Annotated in this window: 11 protein-coding genes; 3 read left to right on the forward strand and 8 right to left on the reverse strand. The window is 35.2% G+C overall.

All coding sequences use genetic code 11. The features are described 5' to 3' along the window. From HMPREF9333_RS10935 to HMPREF9333_RS10950, 4 genes are all read right to left on the reverse strand, one after another. Positions 1 to 428, reverse strand: a 428-nt coding sequence (locus HMPREF9333_RS10935) for an ABC transporter ATP-binding protein (RefSeq protein ID WP_040883009.1), incomplete at its 3' end; no start/stop codon positions are given. Between the two features lie 8 nt (positions 429 to 436). Next, a complete protein-coding gene (locus HMPREF9333_RS10940; protein WP_005542073.1) occupies positions 437 to 2,161 on the reverse strand; it encodes an ABC transporter ATP-binding protein in 1,725 nt (574 codons plus the stop codon). Further along, the gene (locus HMPREF9333_RS10945) at positions 2,162 to 3,913 is read right to left on the reverse strand and encodes an ABC transporter ATP-binding protein (RefSeq protein WP_005542076.1); all 1,752 of its coding nucleotides are present in this window, start codon (positions 3,911 to 3,913) and stop codon (positions 2,162 to 2,164) included. It lies immediately after the preceding gene. A 57-nt stretch (positions 3,914 to 3,970) separates the two neighbouring features. Then, positions 3,971 to 4,612 (reverse strand): TetR/AcrR family transcriptional regulator, encoded by a 642-nt coding sequence (locus HMPREF9333_RS10950; RefSeq protein ID WP_000119423.1) that lies wholly within the window; start codon positions 4,610 to 4,612, stop codon positions 3,971 to 3,973. Between the two features lie 338 nt (positions 4,613 to 4,950). Here HMPREF9333_RS10950 and HMPREF9333_RS10955 point away from each other — a divergent pair, with 338 nt between their 5' ends. Continuing rightward, positions 4,951 to 5,301 (forward strand): plasmid mobilization protein, encoded by a 351-nt coding sequence (locus tag HMPREF9333_RS10955; protein WP_005542082.1) that lies wholly within the window; start codon positions 4,951 to 4,953, stop codon positions 5,299 to 5,301. Positions 5,302 to 5,306: 5 nt separating this feature from the next. Beyond that, complete coding sequence (locus HMPREF9333_RS10960) at positions 5,307 to 6,638, forward strand: relaxase/mobilization nuclease domain-containing protein (protein ID WP_005542083.1); 1,332 nt, start codon at positions 5,307 to 5,309, stop codon at positions 6,636 to 6,638. Positions 6,639 to 6,706: 68 nt separating this feature from the next. Here the strand turns inward: HMPREF9333_RS10960 and HMPREF9333_RS10965 are convergent, their stop codons facing one another. The 4 genes from HMPREF9333_RS10965 to HMPREF9333_RS10980 all read right to left on the reverse strand — a co-directional run bounded on the left by HMPREF9333_RS10965 (position 6,707) and on the right by HMPREF9333_RS10980 (position 19,577). After that, the gene (locus HMPREF9333_RS10965) at positions 6,707 to 7,363 is read right to left on the reverse strand and encodes a hypothetical protein (protein WP_005542084.1); all 657 of its coding nucleotides are present in this window, start codon (positions 7,361 to 7,363) and stop codon (positions 6,707 to 6,709) included. A 42-nt stretch (positions 7,364 to 7,405) separates the two neighbouring features. Beyond that, positions 7,406 to 16,129 (reverse strand): helicase-related protein, encoded by an 8,724-nt coding sequence (locus tag HMPREF9333_RS10970; protein ID WP_005542085.1) that lies wholly within the window; start codon positions 16,127 to 16,129, stop codon positions 7,406 to 7,408. 190 nt (positions 16,130 to 16,319) lie between these two features. Further along, positions 16,320 to 17,786: an RNA-binding domain-containing protein gene (locus HMPREF9333_RS10975; protein ID WP_005542086.1), complete on the reverse strand. Its 1,467-nt coding sequence runs from the start codon at positions 17,784 to 17,786 to the stop codon at positions 16,320 to 16,322. Between the two features lie 84 nt (positions 17,787 to 17,870). Next, a complete protein-coding gene (locus tag HMPREF9333_RS10980; RefSeq protein WP_009537904.1) occupies positions 17,871 to 19,577 on the reverse strand; it encodes a DNA topoisomerase 3 in 1,707 nt (568 codons plus the stop codon). Between the two features lie 142 nt (positions 19,578 to 19,719). On the opposite strand from HMPREF9333_RS10980, the gene HMPREF9333_RS10985 reads away from it, so the two are divergent. Next, positions 19,720 to 20,051 (forward strand): hypothetical protein (locus tag HMPREF9333_RS10985; RefSeq protein WP_005542088.1); only part of this gene is annotated, 332 nt, incomplete at its 3' end.

A 20,051-nucleotide genomic window follows, 5' to 3' on the forward strand; every position in this document is an offset into this window, starting at 1 on the left:
ATATCTCTATCCATAAGATTTTCAGCTTCTAAATCGTGAAATGCACAACTCACTCTATCTATCATTTCATCTCTATCTATTCCATAATTTTCAAGAGCAAATGCCACTTCCTTGGTACTATTCGTTGTAAAAAATTGACTTCGTGGATTTTGAAATATAGAAGCAATATTTTTCCCCATTTCTCCGGGAGTAATAGTTTTTATATCACTTCCTAACACTTTCACAGTTCCAGTTAAAACCCCTTCAAAGAAATGTGGAATTAAGCCGTTTATCAATCTTGTAACAGTTGTTTTCCCTGAACCAGACTGACCAGTAAGCAAAATAAATTCTCCTTCTTTAACTTTGAAATTTATATTTCTGAGACTCCCTTCTGTTTGTGTTCCATAACTGAAACTTACATTGTCAAAATCAATAACTACATCTCCCATTTCATCACCTATATTTGCCAACCAATAGATTGTTTTTTAATTTCAATGAAATGTTTATATACTCCATCTTGACCAATTAGTTCCTTATGATTGCCTCGTTGCACAATTTTCCCTTTATCAATGACAATAATTTGATCTGCTTCTCTTACTGTAGATAGTCTATGTGCAATACTAATAAGTGTTTTATTTTTTGTTAATTCCTTAATTGCACTAATTAACATATGCTCGTTTTCAGGATCTACACTTGAAGTTGCTTCATCAAGAATAATAATTGGTGCATCTTTCAAAATAGCTCTTGCAATAGATATTCTTTGTTTTTCTCCTCCCGACAGAGTTGAACCACCCTCACCAACAACAGTGTCGTATCCATCACTAAGGCTTGTTATAAAATCGTGGCAACAAGCTTTCTTGCAAGCCTCCACCACCTCATCATGTGTTGCGTTTGGATTTCCAAATTTTATATTGTTTTCAATCGTGTCATTAAACAAATACACCTTCTGAAATACCATACTGATATTTTTTAAAAGGCTTTCAGAAGTAAAATCCTTAACATTATGTCCACCAATAAGAACTTCACCTTTTTTTACATCCCAAAATCTTGCTATCAGATTACATAGCGTTGTTTTCCCGGAACCTGAAGCACCCACAATGGCTAAACTGCTATTAGACTTTATTTGCAAGTTTATATTATTCAAAATCTCCCTTTCTCCATAGCCGAAACAAACATCTTTCAATTCAATGTCATAGGAGTTCAAAGAAATTTCTTTTCCGCCCTCATCAAGTGAAGGTATATCCGAAATATATTCCAGTCTATTAAGTTGTGTTGCAAGCATCCTACTTAAAAAAGCTCCATCGCTGACCAACTCCAATTCCAAAAAAATCAGAAAGGCAGATACTATAAACATCAGTGCATATGAAAGTGGAATTTGTGAATTCATATATAAAACCGTAGCAACAAACACTAAGGCACAACTTGCTACCTTGAAAATCATTTCATATAATTTCATTAAATAAGCTGAACCTTCATTGACCTCTATATCAACTTCGCATTTCCTCATAAAAGCTTTTTCAACTTTGTTTTTTCCATCAGTCCCTTTCTTAAATGAACGAAGCACTGAAATTCCTCTGATATATTCAATTGCTTCTGTAACTAATATTTCCTGCGAATCTTGCATAATAGGAGAATATTTTTCGGTTTTCTTTGTGATTAATTTAAGAACAACTATTCCAAGGATTATCGCAATTAAAGACACCATCCCTACCGGGAAACAAAAGATTAATAACATGATTGTCATAGTTAGAGCTTGGAAAAATCCACCAACAATAAAGTTCATCGCAAGCATTGCCATAGCTTCTAAGTCGGAAATAGTTGTCGTTAAAACAGCTTGAATTGTCCCTAAGTTTTTTTCTGAAAAATATCCCATCGGAGCTTTCTTTAATTTTTCTCCTATTTCAATTCTTTTATCCTTAAAAATCTCGTAGCCTGAAGCACTAAGTTTTCTATCGCAAAGATACTGAAATATGAATCTGCCGAATATACTCACAACTATAATCGCTGTTGCCTGCATAATAATAGTCATGTTCAATTGTTCAAGATTAATCATAATCAGTAAAACCGCCAACAACATCAAAGAAATGAAAAATGATTTTAATCCACTAAATATAAGACCAAGGATTACATTTTTTTGATACTTTCCTGATATTTTTAATATTCGTTTTACAATGCTAATCATTTACATCGCCTCCTTTTCATTATCTTGTCCGCCCACATAATTTTTCCACAGGGAAGCATATACTCCATCTTTTTTTACAAGGTTTTCATGAGTTCCATTCTCTACAATTTCCCCATCTTTCATAACAAGGATTTTATCAGCATTTGTAATAGTAGAAAGCCTGTGAGCAACCACTATAAGAGTCTTTCCTTTAATAAGATTGTTAATTGCACTTTGAATGAGATATTCATTTTCTGGATCCGCAAATGCAGTTGCTTCATCTAAAATTATTACCTTAGATTGTTTTAACATTGCTCTTGCAATGGTAATTCTTTGCCTTTCTCCACCCGACAAAGAACCTCCTGCATCACCAACCTTTGTGTTATATCCATCTTCAAGTTCCATAATAAAGTCATGGCAAGATGCAGCTTTAGCCACCTCAATAACCTCCTCATCACTTGCAGTTGGGTTTCCCATTTTTATATTTTCTTTTATACTTGTATTAAACAAAAAATTATCTTGAGCAACATAGCTTATCTCACTTGTTAGCTGTTCAAATGGAATTTCAGAAATTTTTTTACCTCCATAAATTATGTTACCTGCTGTTGGATCCCAAAAGCCAGCCATTAACTTTGCTATAGTTGATTTTCCGGATCCTGAGTTGCCAACCAGTGCCGTTACTGTATTTGGTTTTAATTCAAACCTGATATTCTTTAAAACAAGTTCTTTATCATAAGCAAACGAAACATTTACAAAACGATACAGAGTATTATCAAGAACTGCTCTCTCTTTTGGTCTTTTAAGTTCCTCTGTCGATAAAAATTCATCTATTACATCTAAACTCGCCTTAACCATACTGAATTGCTCCGAATACTTTCCGATTTTCATTAAATGTGCAATAAAGCCGATAGGTAAGATAATACACACAATGAAATTTGATAGAGATATTTGAGAATTCATATATAGATATGCACCAACTGGCAAAGTCCCCAAAAGTGTTGACGGCATAACTGCTTGAACAAATGCTGACCATAACCAGCTTTGTTTCCACCAAGCAAGGGTACTATCATGGAAAAATTGAATTGCACTCGTAAATTTTTCATATGAAGATGTACTATGATTAAAAGCTTTTATGACCTCAATGCCATTAACATATTCAACCAATGTGCTATTCATATTATTTTGAGCAGTCGTATAAGTTTTGCTTCTAAACTCATAATCTTTCATCATCCCTATATATCCAAGCATTCCCAAAGGAATTGTAAGTAACGAAGCCAATCCCATCCTATAGTCCAAAGCAAAAATCAAAACCAAAAATAAAACAGGAGATACTATACTTGATGTTATCTCCGGCATAAAATGAGCCATTGAATCTTCCAGCTTAGACACTGTATCTACAATTAAATTTTTAAATTTACCTATAGGAGTATCTATCATTACACCCATAGGTACTCTTAGCATTTTTTCAGCTACTAAACTTCGTATATTTTTTAAAATATGAAATGTTGCTTTGTGTGAGATTATTGTTGAATATAAAGTAAAAATACCTTTTAAAACTTGTCCACACAAAGCTATAAGTGTTAAACACAATATAGTTATAAATGACACTTCAGATTGATATATTTTTTCTATCAATTTTGCTATTGCTAAAAAAGGAATCATTCCAAACAGCTCCCCTATGGTCGCTAACAAAATTGATTTGTATAATTGTTTTTTCTCGCCATCAGCGTATTTAAGCAACTCTGAAATGACATTTTTATTGTTACTTTTCAAGGAAACACCCCCTACAAACAGATGATCAATTAGTTATCGCTAACCCTTTGAAAAAATTTATTTGTTGTTTTTCTTCATTAAGCCTTGCCAACCATAATATTGAAAAACAACAATGCTTCTAATATATTCGCCAACATTATCATGCGGTATATCATGAAGAATACACTCGCATAGAGATGTAATATAGCCTTTTGTAATGACATGAACTTCAAACTCTTTAATCTCTGTGATAATTTGCTCTTGTTTAGCGTTGAAAAGAATAAGCTTCATATTTTTAGCTGTATATCTTTCAGTAATATCCTCAATAAAGTTTTCTACTTGCGACCCTTTGCTACACGCAAAAATCAGCTTAAAGTTATCAAAATGTGCATACATATAATCAACAAATAGCATTGTTTCCAAGAATAAATTTTCTATAATTGCTTCATCATCGACTAAATCAGAGTCTATCCTAATAGTTTTTTGTTCGCTCCTTTTTTCAACATCAGAAACAACATCTAATGTGTAATTATATTCCTCTTCAATTAGAGCAAAAAATAATGCTTCCTTATTTTTGAAATGACGATAAATAGCTCCTGTAGTTACTTTTGCTAATTTAGCAATTTCAGCTACCTGTGCATTTTCGAATCCTTTGCTTAAAAATTCCCCTTTAGCACATTCTAAAATTCTATTTTTTGTTATATCAGAGCAATAAGACATCTAACTTTCCCCTCTCATTTTTTATTTTTGATAATCTAATTATCTTTAATAATTATATTATCACTTTTTCAGTTTTTAGTCAATATATCACCACTCCTATAAATTATCGTTACATGTGGAAATTATGGCGTTCTTATGGTATAATTTAATAATAAATTCAAAACTTGCTTAATGCTTGTTATCTAATTCATTCTTATGTAGCAAGCACAGTAAGTGTACGGACACTTACGGAAAAATTGATGAAGCAGACCTTTGGGATCTGCTTCTTTTTTTATCAATTTTTAGCTTGTTAGGGATAACCCTAAGACCCCGAAATACAAATAAAGGAGGAATTACCTATGGCAAATAGGATACGAAATGAACGACTTGAAATTAAATTAACCGAAGAAGAAAAAGCTCTTTTTGAAGAGAAAAGGAAACTTGCAAAGTGCAGAAATATGAGTCATTTTATCCGCAAATGCGTTTTAGAAAAGGAAATATATCAAGTAGATTTAAAGCCTTTTCGAGATTTACAAGGATTACTTTCCAACGCTACAAACAACATCAATCAGATTGCAAAGCGAGTAAATTCGACAGGCATAATCTATAAAGACGATATAAACGATATTAAAAAGCAGATTGAACATTTCTCAAAAGAGTTATGGCAAATTCATTCAATACTTCTTAATAGAACATCAGGAGATGATTAGTTTTTATGGCAATTACAAAAATACACCCTATAAAATCAACCCTTAATTTTGCCATTTCATATATTGTTAATGGAGAAAAAACAGATGAACAAATCTTAGTAAGCACTCATAAATGCCATCAAGAAACTGCTCACACACAATTTTTAAGAACAAGAAATGATGCCGGAACAAAGGGAACTGTTCTTGCAAGGCATCTAATTCAATCCTTTTTACCGGGAGAAGCAACTCCTGAAATGGCACATCAGATCGGTATGGAACTTTGCAAAAAGATATTGAAAGACGAGTATGAGTTTGTCTTATCTACCCACATAGATAAGGGGCATATCCACAATCACATCATCTTCAATAATGTAAATATGGTAACAGGTAGGTGCTACCAGTCTAACAAGAAAAGCTACCACCAAATCCGTTATCAGAGTGATAAACTCTGCAAAGAAAATAGCCTATCTGTCATTGACGAGTTTTACGAAAGCTATAAGAACAAATATAAGATTAACGGTAAATCTTGGTATGAAAACGAACAGGCAAAACATGGCACTTCTTGGAAAAGCAGGCTTCAATTTGACATTGACAGAATGATAAAACAGTCAAAGGACTGGGACGAATTTTTAAAGAAGATGGCTGATCTTGGCTATGAAATCAAATACGGTAAGCACATTGCTTTTAAGCCAAAAGATAAGGCGAGATTTACAAGGACTAAAACAATCGGAGAAGATTATACCGAAGAAAGATTAAAAGAACGAATTGCAGAAAGAGAGTTTATCAAGACTCCCGACGTCAAAAAACGCATCGGCAATGTTATTGACATGAACTCCAATGCAAAGGTAAAGGAAAGCAAAGGCTACGAATATTGGGCAACCAAACATAACCTTCATACAATGGCTGAGTCTGTTATTTATATCAGAGAACATGGCATTAAATCCGTTAAACAGCTTGACGAGTATATTCAAAAAGCAGCCGATGAAAGGCAAAATATACAAGAGAAAATCAAGACTATTGATAAGGAAATGCAGAAGCTTTCCACCACTATGGAGCAAGTTCATACCATTAAAAAATACAGAGCGTACTACAAGGAATATACTGCTAATCCGTCTGACAAGGCATTTTTTGAAGAGTACAAAGCTCAGATTACCCTATATGAAAATGCTCTCTCAGAGCTTAAAAAATCCTATTCCAAGCTCCCAAATTCAAAGGATATTTTAGCTGAGCTTGATAAATTACAAGAAAAAAAGAACACCCTTATGCAAGAGTATTCTTCCTCAAAATCCACTATGGATGAGCTTTATAAGATACGAAAAAATTACGGAATTTATATGGGTAAGGAGATGGAGAGATAATCTTTATCTCCTTTTTTCGCAAATAAAAAAAGTGTCGGTGCAGTCCCAAGACCACACCGACCATAAGTTTATCTCTCAGCTTCTTTTGATGTTTCTTTCTTTTCTTTAGGCTTTTCCTTATCTTCAGCCTGATATTTTTTGATAGCTCCAAGTACAGACCCTTTCTTTTCTTCTTGCCCTTTCATCTGTTCTTTTGCCTTTAAGAGCTTTGAAGAAAGTACCCTGATGTTGGTATGTTCTTTACCGTTGTCATCAACAGAAGTTCTGATTTGTCCAAAAAGCTTAACAAAATCTCCCTGCTTAAAGTCCTTTGGAATATCACTCTTTTCTCCGTATGCAGAACAATTATGATATACTTTATCTCCTTCATCATTTTTTGAAACAACGGAGAAATTCGCCACCTTAAAGGTTTCTCCGTTCTTATTCTCCCTTTCAACTATATCGACCTTTTCTACAATATTTCCAACGATATTGACAAGGTTATCTTTCTCCTCTTGAACATAAGGAAGATCTTTAATCTGCCCCTGTTCTCTTAAATCTTCAATCATGTAATCAAATTCCTCATGCAGTAAATTAACGGTGTCATTGTCCATATAAGCGTCATATAGCTTGTCCAAAGCACTTTCATCATTGATGCCTTTTTCCATGCTTATAATCGCCTTTACAAAGTCCTTGTGGTTATTTACCATATCTTCTATTTGATTTCTCATTGCTTTGTAATCCATGTTTTTATCTCCTTTCATGGCAAAAGGGAGATTGCCCTCCCCTTATCTTAAAATTTCCTGTTCTTTTGTTTTTTGCTTTTCTTCTGTTTTACTTTCATTTTGATAGGCTCTTATCTGATCTAAAATGGACGGCTTATCCTCTGATTTTTGTGTGTTTTCTTCTTTGATATGAAAATTGTTCTCCACATCATAGGTTGACTCAAAATAATCACTGTCCTTAAAGTCATTATCATATCTATCCGGAATACCGTCATTATCGAGGTCTTTTGCAAGTGGATCATAGAAGTTTCCTTCATCATCAATATCGAGTCCCGTTGCTGCTCTTAAATCTTCGGAATCAACATAAACTAAATCACTAAAAGAGGACATTTCCATTTCATTTTTCATGTTCCTTAGAGCTTCGTTTCCTCCTTTATTCTCGTAATCAAAGCTCTCTGTTTTGATAGGTGTATCATCAATGTACTGCGTCCAAGTTTTCTCCTCTAAATCAAGCTCATATTGAATACCATGCCTTTCATCCGGTGTATTGGTATAGGCGATGCCGATATGCTTCAAATCAGGATACAAGGTATTAAATTCATCATAGCTATGATTTTCTTCGTACTCTCTGTTGCAGAAATCAATGATTGCCCTTTTTACATCTTCTACAAGCAGATTATCATTTCTCTTTTCTTCCACTTCTCCCATATCAAGGAGCTTATTCAGTTCTGCAAGTCTTAATACCTTAGTTTTTAGCTCATCTGCTTTTTCAAAAGGCTTTTTTAATTCTTCTTTGGCATTTTCCAGTTGTTCCTTTGTACTGATAAGTTTTTCTTCAAGCCTGTTTAATTTCTCAGGCATTTTCTCAAGAGCGTTATCAAGTCTTGTAATGTTACCGTCCGCACTTGTTCCAAGCTCTCCTGAATGCTTTGCAGCACCGTTTAGGCTAAAGTTATGTTCATTGGTAAAGAAGTTATAGCTTACCTCTAAATCCATATTTCTATACTTGCCTATCATCTTACTTTCATTGATTTTTACGGTCTTGATAGCTTCAAGTAGCTTTTCTCCTGCAATCTTTTTATCAAATATTCTCTCGTCTTTTATGGTAATCGAAGTAAACTTTTCCTCACCCTCTGCTTTAGGTTCTACATTTGCCATATCTTTCTTTACAGCTTCAATGAGTTTTTCCGTCCTTGCGATTTCTTCCGGATAGTTTTTTGCGACCTTATCCTCTAACCTGTAACGATTGGACTTGAAGTTTGCTTCCAGCATTTTAAGTTTTGTAACCTCATTATCCAGATCCATCTTTTCCTTGATTTTTGGATCACCTGTTGCAAGTGCCTTAATCTCTGCATAGTTAAGACTGCTTTCATCCACATCTTCTGCCACTCTGACAGGTGTTTTACTGGTCATAATCTGAGAAATGAATTTCTGCTTATTTTCTATGGTCTGCCAAAGATAAGCATCAAAGGTATTCTCTGTAACATAACGATAGATATTAACCTCTTTATTTTCATTGCCCTGTCTTACAATTCTACCTGCACGCTGCTCTAAATCGGCAGGACGCCAAGGGACATCGAGGTCATGAAGTGCAATCAACTTGTTTTGGACATTCGTACCTGCTCCCATCTTCTGAGTAGAGCCGAGTAATATCCTCACATCTCCTTTTCTTACCTTTGCAAAGAGTTCATCTTTTTGTTTGTCGGAGTTTGCTTCATGGATAAAGGCAATTTCTTCCTTTGGTATCCCTAAATCTACAAGTTTATCTCTAATATCATCATAAATGTTAAAACTATCATCACCCTTTGGTGTGGACATATCGGAAAATAGTAGCTGTGTGGACCTATCTTCTTTTGTCTTATCCCAAATGGCAAACACATTTTTTACACATACATTAACCTTACTGTCAGGATTATCAGGAAGTAGGGGATTGATTAAACGCTGATCTAAAGCAAGTTTCTTACCGTCATTCGTGATTTTAAGCATATTATCTTCATCCGGCTCAACCACCCTATTTCTTACATCATCAGCTCTTTCAGAAAGGCTCTTTAGGATTTCCTTTTGCTCCTCACTTGGCAAAGTTTTAATAACTTCATAGTGTGCTTCAGGTGTTGGAAGATTGAGCATATCTGCTGTCTGAATATCTGCAACCTCCTTGAACATAGACATAAGCTCCGGAAGGTTATAGAACTTGGAAAATCTTGTCTTTACTCTATACCCTGTACCTTCAGGAGAAAGTTCAAAGGCAGACTGTGTTTCCCCAAAGGTAGAAGCCCAAGAGTCAAAATGCTCTAAATTATTCTTTTTAAGACTTTCGTACTGAAGATAACGCTGCATAGTATAAAGCTCCGTCATAGAATTTGATACAGGCGTTCCTGTGGCAAATACAATACCTTTTCCACCCGTCATTTCATCCATATATCTACACTTCATAAACATATCGGAGGACTTAAATGCTTCACTTTGACCGATACCTGCTACATTCCTCATTTTTGTGTATAGATAGAGATTTTTGTAATTGTGTGCTTCATCCACAAATAGCTTATCTACACCCAGTTCCTCAAAGGTAATGACATCATCTTTCTTAAAATCATCATTTAATTTTTCAAGCCTTGTTTCCAACTTTTTCTTTGTCTTTTCAAGCTGTTTTACCGTAAAGTTCTGATTTCTGTCATGCTTATATTCCTCAACATAATTTATGATTTCATCAATCTGATCCTGAATATGCTTCTCTTGATATTCCTTACTCATCGGGATTTTTTCAAACTGCGTATGCCCGATGACAACGGCATCATACTCTCCTGTGGCAATTTTGCCGATAAATCTTTTTCTGTTTTTCGGCTCAAAATCTTTCTTATCTGCCACCATAATATTAGCGGATGGATATAGCTGCATAAACTCTCTGCCGATTTGCCCTGTCAAGTGATTCGGAACGACAAAAAGAGATTTACTGCACATTCCAAGTCTTTTACTTTCCATTGCGGAAGCCACCATCTCAAAGGTCTTACCGCTTCCTACCACATGAGCAAGGAGGGTATTTCCTCCATAAAGGCTTCTTGCTATGGCATTTCTTTGATGAGATCTTAAATCAATTTCTGTGGTCATTCCCTCAAAAGAAAGGTTACTTCCGTCATATTCTCTGTTACGGATGGAGTTAAAACGCTCATTATATAGCTTTACAAGCCTGTTTCTTCTTTCCTGATCACTAAATATCCAATTCTTAAATTCTTCTTTTAGAAGCTCCTGCTTCTGTCCTGCAAGAAGCGTTTCTTTTTTATTTAGCACAGAAGTTTTTGAGCCGTCCGAATTTACAATCTGGTCAAATACCTTTGTTTCTTTTAAATTTAGGGCATCCTCAATCAGCTTATAGGCATTTACCCTTGATGTACCGTAGGTCATTTCAGCAAGGTCATTTCCTCTGTCCTTGCTTTTTCCCTCAATATTCCATTCGCTTGTGAGATTTGAAAATTTAACCTTAATATCCCATCTTGCCCAGCCCGGAGTTTTCAGTGTTTCAAAGATAAACTTTTCAATATCTTTTATCGGTATCCAAGTTGCTCCAAGACGAACATTTATCTCACTTGCTTCAAGCTCCTTTGGTAAAACTTTGGTAAGCTCTGCCTTTTGGTATTCCAATCGGTTCATCTCATAGCTTATCAGTTCTTTTTCTTTGCCATCTTCCGCATATCCAAGATGAGGTAGTTCTCTTTCTGTTTGTCTAATTTTTGATAGATAACTGTCAACAATCGCAATCTTATCTCTGATATTTCCTGATAGGTACTCGTCTTTTGTTACATAACCATATTTATATGAATTGCTGCCATTTGCACAGGCAAAAGGTAAATCTCCATCTTCAAGGTTAAAGGATAACGGTCTATAAAAGTTTTGTTCTTCTCTAATATTTAAGTAGATTTCTCCCCTTAATTCTTCTATCAACGTTGGTCTGTCTTTTCCTGTAAGACTTCCCATATAGCCAAAGTCCACATAACCTTTTTCAGACATAGATAGCACAAGAGCTTCAAGAGAAGTATCTACATGGTCGATTGTCTTTGCCTTTGTAATAGTTCTCTTACTGAAAATATCGCCCTTTTCCTTAAAGTTTTCTTCTTCATCAAGAATTTCAATGGACGATACCAAAGGAAAGTTACTATCTTCTTTTAAGACTCTGATATTAGAAAGATTATTGACATATCCATGCTTTTTAGAAAAACTGTCATAAACTTCATTTAACTTCTCCTGAGCTTTCCTTACTTCATCATCTGAAAAATCTTCTTTCTGTTTGTAAATAACAGCCTTTAAGGCTTCGTTTAGCTCAAGGTAGTCCTTAATCTTTTCCTTATTTTTCTCCGTTACTTCTTTCTTTACAAATAGGGAATTTTCTCTGTAATAAACCTCATCATCAATAACGCTATATGAAAAGTTCTTGACATCATCTGTTGCAGGTATTGTGCTGATTTCATCATCAAGCAGCTCTATTTCCTCATACTTTGCGTTATTTGATATTTCTGTACCTGCTTTTGTAAGAAGTTCCTTTAGGTCTGTATTTTCTTTTGGCAAACAAGCAAGAGTATTCCCAAATCTTCCAGATATTTCTTCCATAGAACCAAGCACCTGTTCAGGATGATCAACAAAGTATTTGTTATATAAAAGCCCGTTTTCATCTTCAGCAAGGTGAATCCAGTCCTCATCCCTTTCTCTGATACTGTCCCTTTTCTTTAGGAAAATAATATCTGAGGTTACTTCTGTTCCTGCTACGCCCTTAAAGGTATCGTTCGGAAGTCTTATCGCTCCTAAAAACTCTGCTCTTGCTGCAAGGTAGCGTCTTACACTTTCGTCCTTTTTATCCATCGTTCCGCTTGATGTAATAAAGGCAATAATACCGCCGTTTCTTACTTTATCAATGGACTTGGCAAAGAAATAATCATGGATAAGGACGTTATTTTTGTTATACTCCCTGTCATTTACCTTGTATTCTCCAAAGGGTACATTGCCGATAATCGCATCAAAGAAGTTATTGGAAAAGGAAGTTTCTTCAAACCCCTTAATCTGTATATCACTTTCAGGGTATAACAGCTTTCCAATTCGACCGCTTGCAGAGTCAAGTTCAACACCGTAAAACTTTGACTTACTCATTTCATCAGGAAGATTTCCGATAAAGTTTCCAACTCCCATACTTGGCTCTAATATATTACCGCTCTTAAATCCCATACCTGCAAGCGTCTTATATACGCTGTCAATCACTGTTTTCGGTGTGTAAAAAGCTGTTAGGGTAGACTCTCTTGCAGCTTCATATTCAGATGGTGATAAATTTTCCTTTAAGAAACTTCTTGCTTCTTTCCACTGTCCCTCCTTGCTCTCATCAAACACATCAGCAAGTCCGCCCCAGCCGACATACTTTGAAAGGACTTCCTGAGCGTTAATATCTAAATCTCTCTCACCTCTTTCAATTCTATTTAACATAGAGATTGCTTCAAGGTTGCTATTCAGTCTTTCGCTTGGAGATAACTTTTCAGGGAGCGTTTCTTCTGTAATTTTAAAGTTATGAGCTTCCGCTTTCCTTATTTGAGTTTCTTCAGTAGTCTGCTCTGGCAGTTTATATGTCAGGTTTTCAAATACCCTCTCAAGGTCGCTTTCCATACGATAAGGAATGACATCGGAGCCTGTTATCATCCCGCCAAAATACTCGGTGTTGTCCTTCACCGTTACCGTATTTAGGTTCTTTCCCATATCATCAAAGCGTGTGATGGTATGATCTTTGTCCTTGTATTTAACTTCATCACCGACAATAAAGTGCGGTCTTTCAAGACTTATTTTATTCAGCAAGTCCTCATTATCTTCAAAAGCTACAATTGGTATCTGATGATTGCCGGATCTATTAGGATCAAGCCACAAATCATATCTTCCTGTGATTTCATTTTTAGAAATTTCTCTGACTTTATATTCTTCATGATTAAAATAGACGGTATCGCCTGCTTTAACTGCAAACTCTTCTAAAAGTCTGTCCTCTTTTTCATTCAGCTCTACTTCTTCTCTTTCTTTGAGGTAATCAAATAAGGTAGCTTGAACTGTGCCACGCTTTGTAGCTTCTTCTGTTTCTTCAGGTGCTTCAAGCCCTACTTTATCTTCAAAGCTAAGTTCTCCATTAAAGACAAACTGAAGCTCCTGCTCATCCATTTGTTTTATAAGCTCTGTATCTTTAAGTTCTCTAAAGGTCTTTGGAAAATCTTCTAAAATGAGCCTTTGTGCGTTTAGTTCTTTCAACTCATCAAGATTAAAATATCCCCATTCAGGCTCAATCCCAAGCACAAGTCCAAAGGCATCGCCGCTTTCCCTGTCATACTCCGTCATATACCAAGTCCAGTTACTTCTAAAGGGAATAATATATGCGGCATGAACCTGCTTATCCGCTAAAGCTACATCCTCCTGTGCGTAAAGCTCCGGTACTCTTTCAAGCATTTCATCTGTCATTAAGTTTTCAGGATAATCTTTGGAATAATATTGTGGTTCTTTTGTTTTTTCTATTTCTGCCTTATTTCCTGTTTCTTTTTCTTCAAGATAGAGATTTTTAGAAAGCCGCTCATCGATATGCTTTGCAACACTTGTCCAAGTAAGAAACACATCATTACAATCATTTTTCTGTAATTTAAGTCCCTTTGCATCGTGCCATTCATCACTTCCCATTGCCCCTGAAATTGCATGGGAATGTCCTCCGATTCCATATTCGTCTTTTAGGAAATTGGCTTTTTCCTGCAAAGTATGATTTTCTTTAAAAAACTTGGTGATTCGTTCTTTTCCTCTATCAACGCCGCTTCCTCTTGAAAGGCTTTCAAGGACTTCATCTTCTGTAATAAAAGGCTTTACCTTCGTAAGTTCTGTCAGATTGGTACTGTATTCCTTTCGTGGCAGCTCAAGTTCCTTGAGTCTTTGATAAAGGCTATCAACCTTGTGATAATGAAACCTTAGTACATCTCTGTTTTCTTTGTATCCATCTAAAAATCTTTCGTATTCCCTGATTGTTTCTTTCAGATATTCAGGATTTTTTAATGCTTCAGATAATCTTTTCGTTTCTTGCGGAAAGCCACCACCTCTTTCAAAAGAGTTGAAATATCCTTGCTCTATTCCTTCTTCGCTTAAATCGTGCGTTAGATACCATAAGGATTCTGAAATTCTATCCCTTTCATAGTCCTGTGCCTCTAAAAGTTCTACATTTGTAGCAAACTCACCGCTATTAAGAAGCTCTTTTATTCTGCTTGCTGCATCACGCCAGCTTAAAATTTGTGTATTATCCTCTCTTGCCGATGTTCCATAAGCTAAATGAATACCTTTATCCGAATACCAGGAAGATACTTCTCTTTCATCAATGTAAAATCCGTTTCCTCCTCTAAAGGTATCTTTGAGGTATTCTCCCAATTCTTCTACTGTTTTTTCTTTGGAAAACTCAGCAATGATAGGAAGTCTGCCGCCATCATGGTTTCCTCCGTTAATAAGGATAGTGTCTATATCTTTCTGATTAAGAGGAATAGTAAGCCTCATCTGTCCATAAGAATTTTCAGGCAAAGAAAAAGAAGCCTTATCAGCTTCTCTTATCTCTATTTCAGTATTTTCTTTTAGATTTCCACTACTTCCTTTATGGTCACTTCTTTGAGAGCCGAAATCATTGCCCCATACTGCGGGTTGTTTTCGTCCTCTATCTTCCAAGCTGCCATCAGTTTCGGCTTCTCCGCTCTCATAAAGTCTATCGCTTGTTTTTGAATATCCATCAGGTGTCCTGTCAGCTTCTTCTCCTTGTATAGATCCACTAACATCTCGAAATGGCTCTGCTCCTCGCTCTCTGAAAGATAAGTGAGTCTCATCACTGCGTAAATCGGATTCGGGAATTCTTTCATGAAATCCGTCTGTTCCTCCAAGCTGTTTAGTGTATTCTCCCTGATTTTCTCTATTATCTCGTCCGTACTCTCCATTTCGGAGAACTCGCTCGTTTTCATTTCTTTTCTGATCATCTCGTCGAAGTACATTTTCTTCTACCTCCTCAATTTCTTCTCTAATCTTATTATATCCTGCTTCTTTACCTCTTAAAACTTCTTTGTCAAGCTCTTTACTTTTCTGAATGGTCGCATCAATAATCTTTCCGCTAATATCCGATACGCTTTCACCAAGACTCATTAGAGATATGCTGTCAAGTCTTTGAAAATTCTCTCTTAAAAGCTCATAATCTATCGAATAATCTAACTTAAATCTTGACGCTACCGCATAGCTTACCGAGTCCCTTACAAACTTGGTAAAGGGTATTCTATCCTCATCCGCTACTCTAAGTTCGTTCATAAGACTGTCTATCTTTTCATCTCCGTAAAGCCTGCTTAAAGAAAAGATATTTTCTAAGGTGCTTTCACTTTCCTCATAGCCCTCATTTTTTATCATTTCCTTTAAGACATCCCTATGAGCTTCCTTATCAAATCTCCAAAGATTGACCTCATTGACATCCCTGTTTCTTGAAACCGTCTGGCTTATATCAAAGATATAGTCCACCTTCTTGTATGTGCCGTAGTCCTCCAAAATTGGGATACCCTTTTTACCTCTCATAACGGTACGGTTAAATCGTTCCCTCCAATAGTCGAACTTTGCACAGGCTGTCGCTTCAGGATTTCTATCATAGATACTAAGCTGACTTCTAAAGTCATATCTCTGATTGTTTCCGACAACCTTTAGTAGCTTCAGATATTCTGCTTCACTTTGAAGCACATCTTGTTTTACAAGCTCCAAAATGTTATGAAAATCATTTATTCGCATTTTTACCTCCTTCTTTTTTCCAAACAAAAAGGTGGTTAGATTTTACTCTAATCACCTTTAAATTCTATGTGCTGCAACTTACTGCAACTTAATTTTTCTGTTTTGACTTACTAAAAATCCTTATTTTACTAGGTTTTATCTCCCATTCATACTGCATAAATCACGATTTTGCAACTTACTGCAACTTAAATCAAGCCCAAAAAGGAATATACTTCATATATCTCGGAGCTGTATTTTCATCAACTGGCTTAATAAGTTTGGCTTCTAATGTATCTTTAATTATCCTCGATGCTTTATATTTATCTTTATCACTTATATCAAATAATTCTCTGAGTGAATTATTCGTTATGCTCTCTCCATTGACATAGACAAAGCAAGCCTGCATATAACAAGTTCTTATTCTATCTTCTTTACTAATCAAGTCAAAAGGAGCTTTCAAATAGAGAGTTACTTTTGTGAATTTATCACTTTGATTTTCGATTTTAGGAGCAAGCATAGAATTCTTACTTGTCGCATATACTATCTTATCAAAACCACTTCCTCTTTCTTCACAAATCCCACATTTGTGCATAAATCCTGCAAGATTTTCATTTCTTGAAATCGGAACTGTATCAACAATGCGGTCTATCGAAACCAATGGCGAACCTGCATTTGAAAATTCTATCCTATCTTTGAATAACTCAACCATAGGACTTGTCCCTTTTTGTTCAATAGCTTGATGAATCATGATATTGGCAATTAACTCACGAATGGCTATCTCCGGATAACCCAACTTAGTTTTTCTTATAGAGTCTTCAATTATCTCTTCCTGTGGAATGACAGTCAAAACATAATCTACAATTTCCTCATATGAAATAGCATAACCTTCACTAAATACTTTTTCCCGTATCGTGTCAAGTCTATTGTTCTCTTTATACCAAATTACTCTTATAGATTTATGAGCTAAACTCTCAAAATTCTTTAAATCTTTTGAAATAAGTAATGCTCCTAAATTAGTAATATCATAGCTTCCGGAATCATTTCTTTTTATAAACTTTTCATTAGTAAAATCATCCAATATTTTATTGTTATTTTGTGGTAATGCAACCCCCATCTTTTCATAATATCCCGCTACATTCAGTACATCTAACACCTCATGAAACGAAATATTATCTTTTGCATTTCTTAATTCAAACGGAGTTGTATCAAAAGCTGCCCATAGAGATCTCTCTTTATCAGGATATTCTTTCAACTTCTTCTTATTTGTTCCAATTCTAATATACTCTTCACCTGAAAACTTAATTGGCTGCTTTTCTGCACATGGAATTTCGAGTAATACTACATTTTTATCCTCAATTTCTGTTTTATAAAATCTGAAGTCTATTCTTGGATTTGTCATTCGAGATAACCATGCTTCAAGTTCTTCCGAACCTTTTTTACTCTCCCTATAATCAAATGTAGTTCCTACAATTTTATGTGTATTATCATCAATACCCCAGAGTAAATATGCTTTAGGTCTTCCCCATAAAGTTGCAGAATTGCCTAAAGCAGAAATATACTCACCTATCATCTGAGGTTCATCGTTATTATGCTTAAATTCAACCCATTCTGTTTCACTTGGCAAAGAAATCAACTCTCTGATTAAATTTTTTATATAATCTTGATTTTTTATTGCCATCTTAATTCTCCTAACAATTACAAATAAATTGCTTATATTATAGCATTTTTAGAGGATTTTTTCCACTCTGAAATTAGTTACCTCTTACTTTGCGTATGTCAGAACAGCCTCTTTTAGCTCATTTTCAATCGCTTCTAAAAATTCTTCCTTTGAAGATTTTCCCTGAGCAATATCCGATAATTCCATTTCCCATTTTGCGGTTGTTTCTGCTGATTTAAAGGTATCGGATACTATTGTTACAAGGCTAATCCCTTTATGCGTGGCTACAAGATTTTTCTTATCCCTTTCTACAAAGCCCTTAAAGATTAGATTTTCAATAATTCCTGCCCTTGTTGCCGGAGTGCCAAGCCCTTTTCTTTCCACTTCTACACCTTTTTCAAGTGCGTCATTTCCTGCAATCTCCATAGACTTTAGAAGCGTATCTTCTGTAAAGTGCTTGGGAGGTTGGGTAAATTTTTCTTTAATCTCTTTATTTTCAATGCTTAAAGCATCATCAACATTTACATTAGGAAGTTCTACATCCTCATTCTTCTTGGACTTATACTCTTTAAGATATTTTGTAAACCCCTCGTCTTTAATTACCTTTCCTGAACTTGTAAATTCAAAGCCGTCAAATTCAGCTACTATCTTCGTTATATTTTCAATGAGTGGATAGCCTACACTTGCGTGAAATTTATCGGATATAAGGAAATAAACTTTTGCTTCGCTTGGAGGAAGCTCCGAAACATCTTCCTTTAATGAACTGATTGTCGGAATAATCGCATGATGATCCGTAACCTTTTTAGAATCAAATACTACCTTAATACGCCCTGTGTCAAAGTCATTCTTACCTAAAATGTTATTAACCGTACTTACAATCATATCTTCCGTTAAACATCTGCTGTCTGTTCTTGGATAGGTGATGAGCTTTTTCTCATAAAGGCTTTGGGCATAATCAAGTGTCTGTTTAGCACTATATCCGAAATACTTATTGCACTCTCTTTGAAGTGTTGTAAGGTCAAAAGGTAAATCAGGTTTAGTAATCTTTTCTTTCTGAATGACATCGGTTATTTCAATCTTATCGCCTACTAAATTTAAGAGCTGTTCAGCAGCAACTTCATCATCAATTCTATCCGTTGATAGTGTAAAACCATTTGTAGAAAGCTCTACTGTGTAATATTTTTCTTTCTGATAATTTGCTATCTCATCATCTCTTTTTACGATCATGGCAAGAGTAGGTGTCTGCACTCTGCCAACACTGTAATTTTGCTGATACAGACAAGAGTAGAGCCTACTAATATTCATTCCGACTAACCAATCCGCAATCGCTCTTGCCTGTGCCGATTCAAAGAGATTATCATAGTCCTTTCCGTCTTTTAGATTATCAAAGCCCTCTTTAATGGCACTATCTTCCATTGAAGAAATCCAAAGGCGTTTCATCTTCTTTTTACAATTCACTTGATTATATACAAGCCTAAAAATACTTTCTCCCTCACGACCTGCGTCGCAGGCATTGATAACCGTATCAACCTCCTTATCATTCATCAGCTTTTTAAGGATGTTAAACTGCTTCTTGGTTGCTTTTGCTACTTCATACTTGTAGTCGCTCGGAATAATCGGTAAATCAGCCATATTCCACTTGGCGTACTTTTCATCATAAGCATCCGGATTTGCCATTTGAATTAAATGTCCAACACACCAGCTCACCCTATATCCGTTTCCTTCATAATATCCGTCTTTCTTTTTATTTGCTCCAATAACCTTTGCAATGGAGATTGCAACACTTGGTTTCTCTGCAATAACTAACTTTATGCGGAGTGGTTCTAAATGTAGAGTTTGTATTAAAATTATTCATATATCTTAAATATCTCCTTTCTAACTTTACATAATATTCTTACTAAATTTAAAATTAAATATAGTGCAATGCACTAATAATTTTAGAGGAGGTAGTATTATGTCAAAAAAAATAGTACTGATTGCTGAATTGCCGTCATATATTGATGGACTGTGCAAAAGGCTTAAAGAGATGGGATATTCCGACGGAACAATTAAAACCCATCGAAGAACTCTTAATAAATTCTGCCAATATGCAGATAAAATGCAGTTTAAGAATTTTGATTCCTTCGCTATTCAGCAATTTGTTATTGCTAGCAATGCAGATAACTATGATAACAAATACCACAGTTGTCGATACAACAGACCGTTTGCAATGCTTAATGATTTTATTACATTTAATTCTGTATTACGACAAAAATATAGTTCAGTATGCTCTTTCAACGAAACATT

The sequence above is a fragment of the Johnsonella ignava ATCC 51276 genome (genome assembly GCF_000235445.1).
Taxonomy (GTDB): Bacteria; Bacillota; Clostridia; order Lachnospirales; family Lachnospiraceae; genus Johnsonella; species Johnsonella ignava.

Excerpts from the sequence above, each read along its gene's own strand:
- HMPREF9333_RS10940 (WP_005542073.1), bottom strand. The coding sequence starts at position 2,161 with ATGATTAGCATTGTAAAACGAATATTAAAAATATCAGGAAAGTATCAA.
- HMPREF9333_RS10950 (WP_000119423.1), bottom strand. The coding sequence starts at position 4,612 with ATGTCTTATTGCTCTGATATAACAAAAAATAGAATTTTAGAATGTGCT.
- HMPREF9333_RS10955 (WP_005542082.1), top strand. The coding sequence starts at position 4,951 with ATGGCAAATAGGATACGAAATGAACGACTTGAAATTAAATTAACCGAA.
- HMPREF9333_RS10960 (WP_005542083.1), top strand. The coding sequence starts at position 5,307 with ATGGCAATTACAAAAATACACCCTATAAAATCAACCCTTAATTTTGCC.
- HMPREF9333_RS10965 (WP_005542084.1), bottom strand. The coding sequence starts at position 7,363 with ATGGATTACAAAGCAATGAGAAATCAAATAGAAGATATGGTAAATAAC.
- HMPREF9333_RS10970 (WP_005542085.1), bottom strand. The coding sequence starts at position 16,129 with ATGCGAATAAATGATTTTCATAACATTTTGGAGCTTGTAAAACAAGAT.
- HMPREF9333_RS10975 (WP_005542086.1), bottom strand. The coding sequence starts at position 17,786 with ATGGCAATAAAAAATCAAGATTATATAAAAAATTTAATCAGAGAGTTG.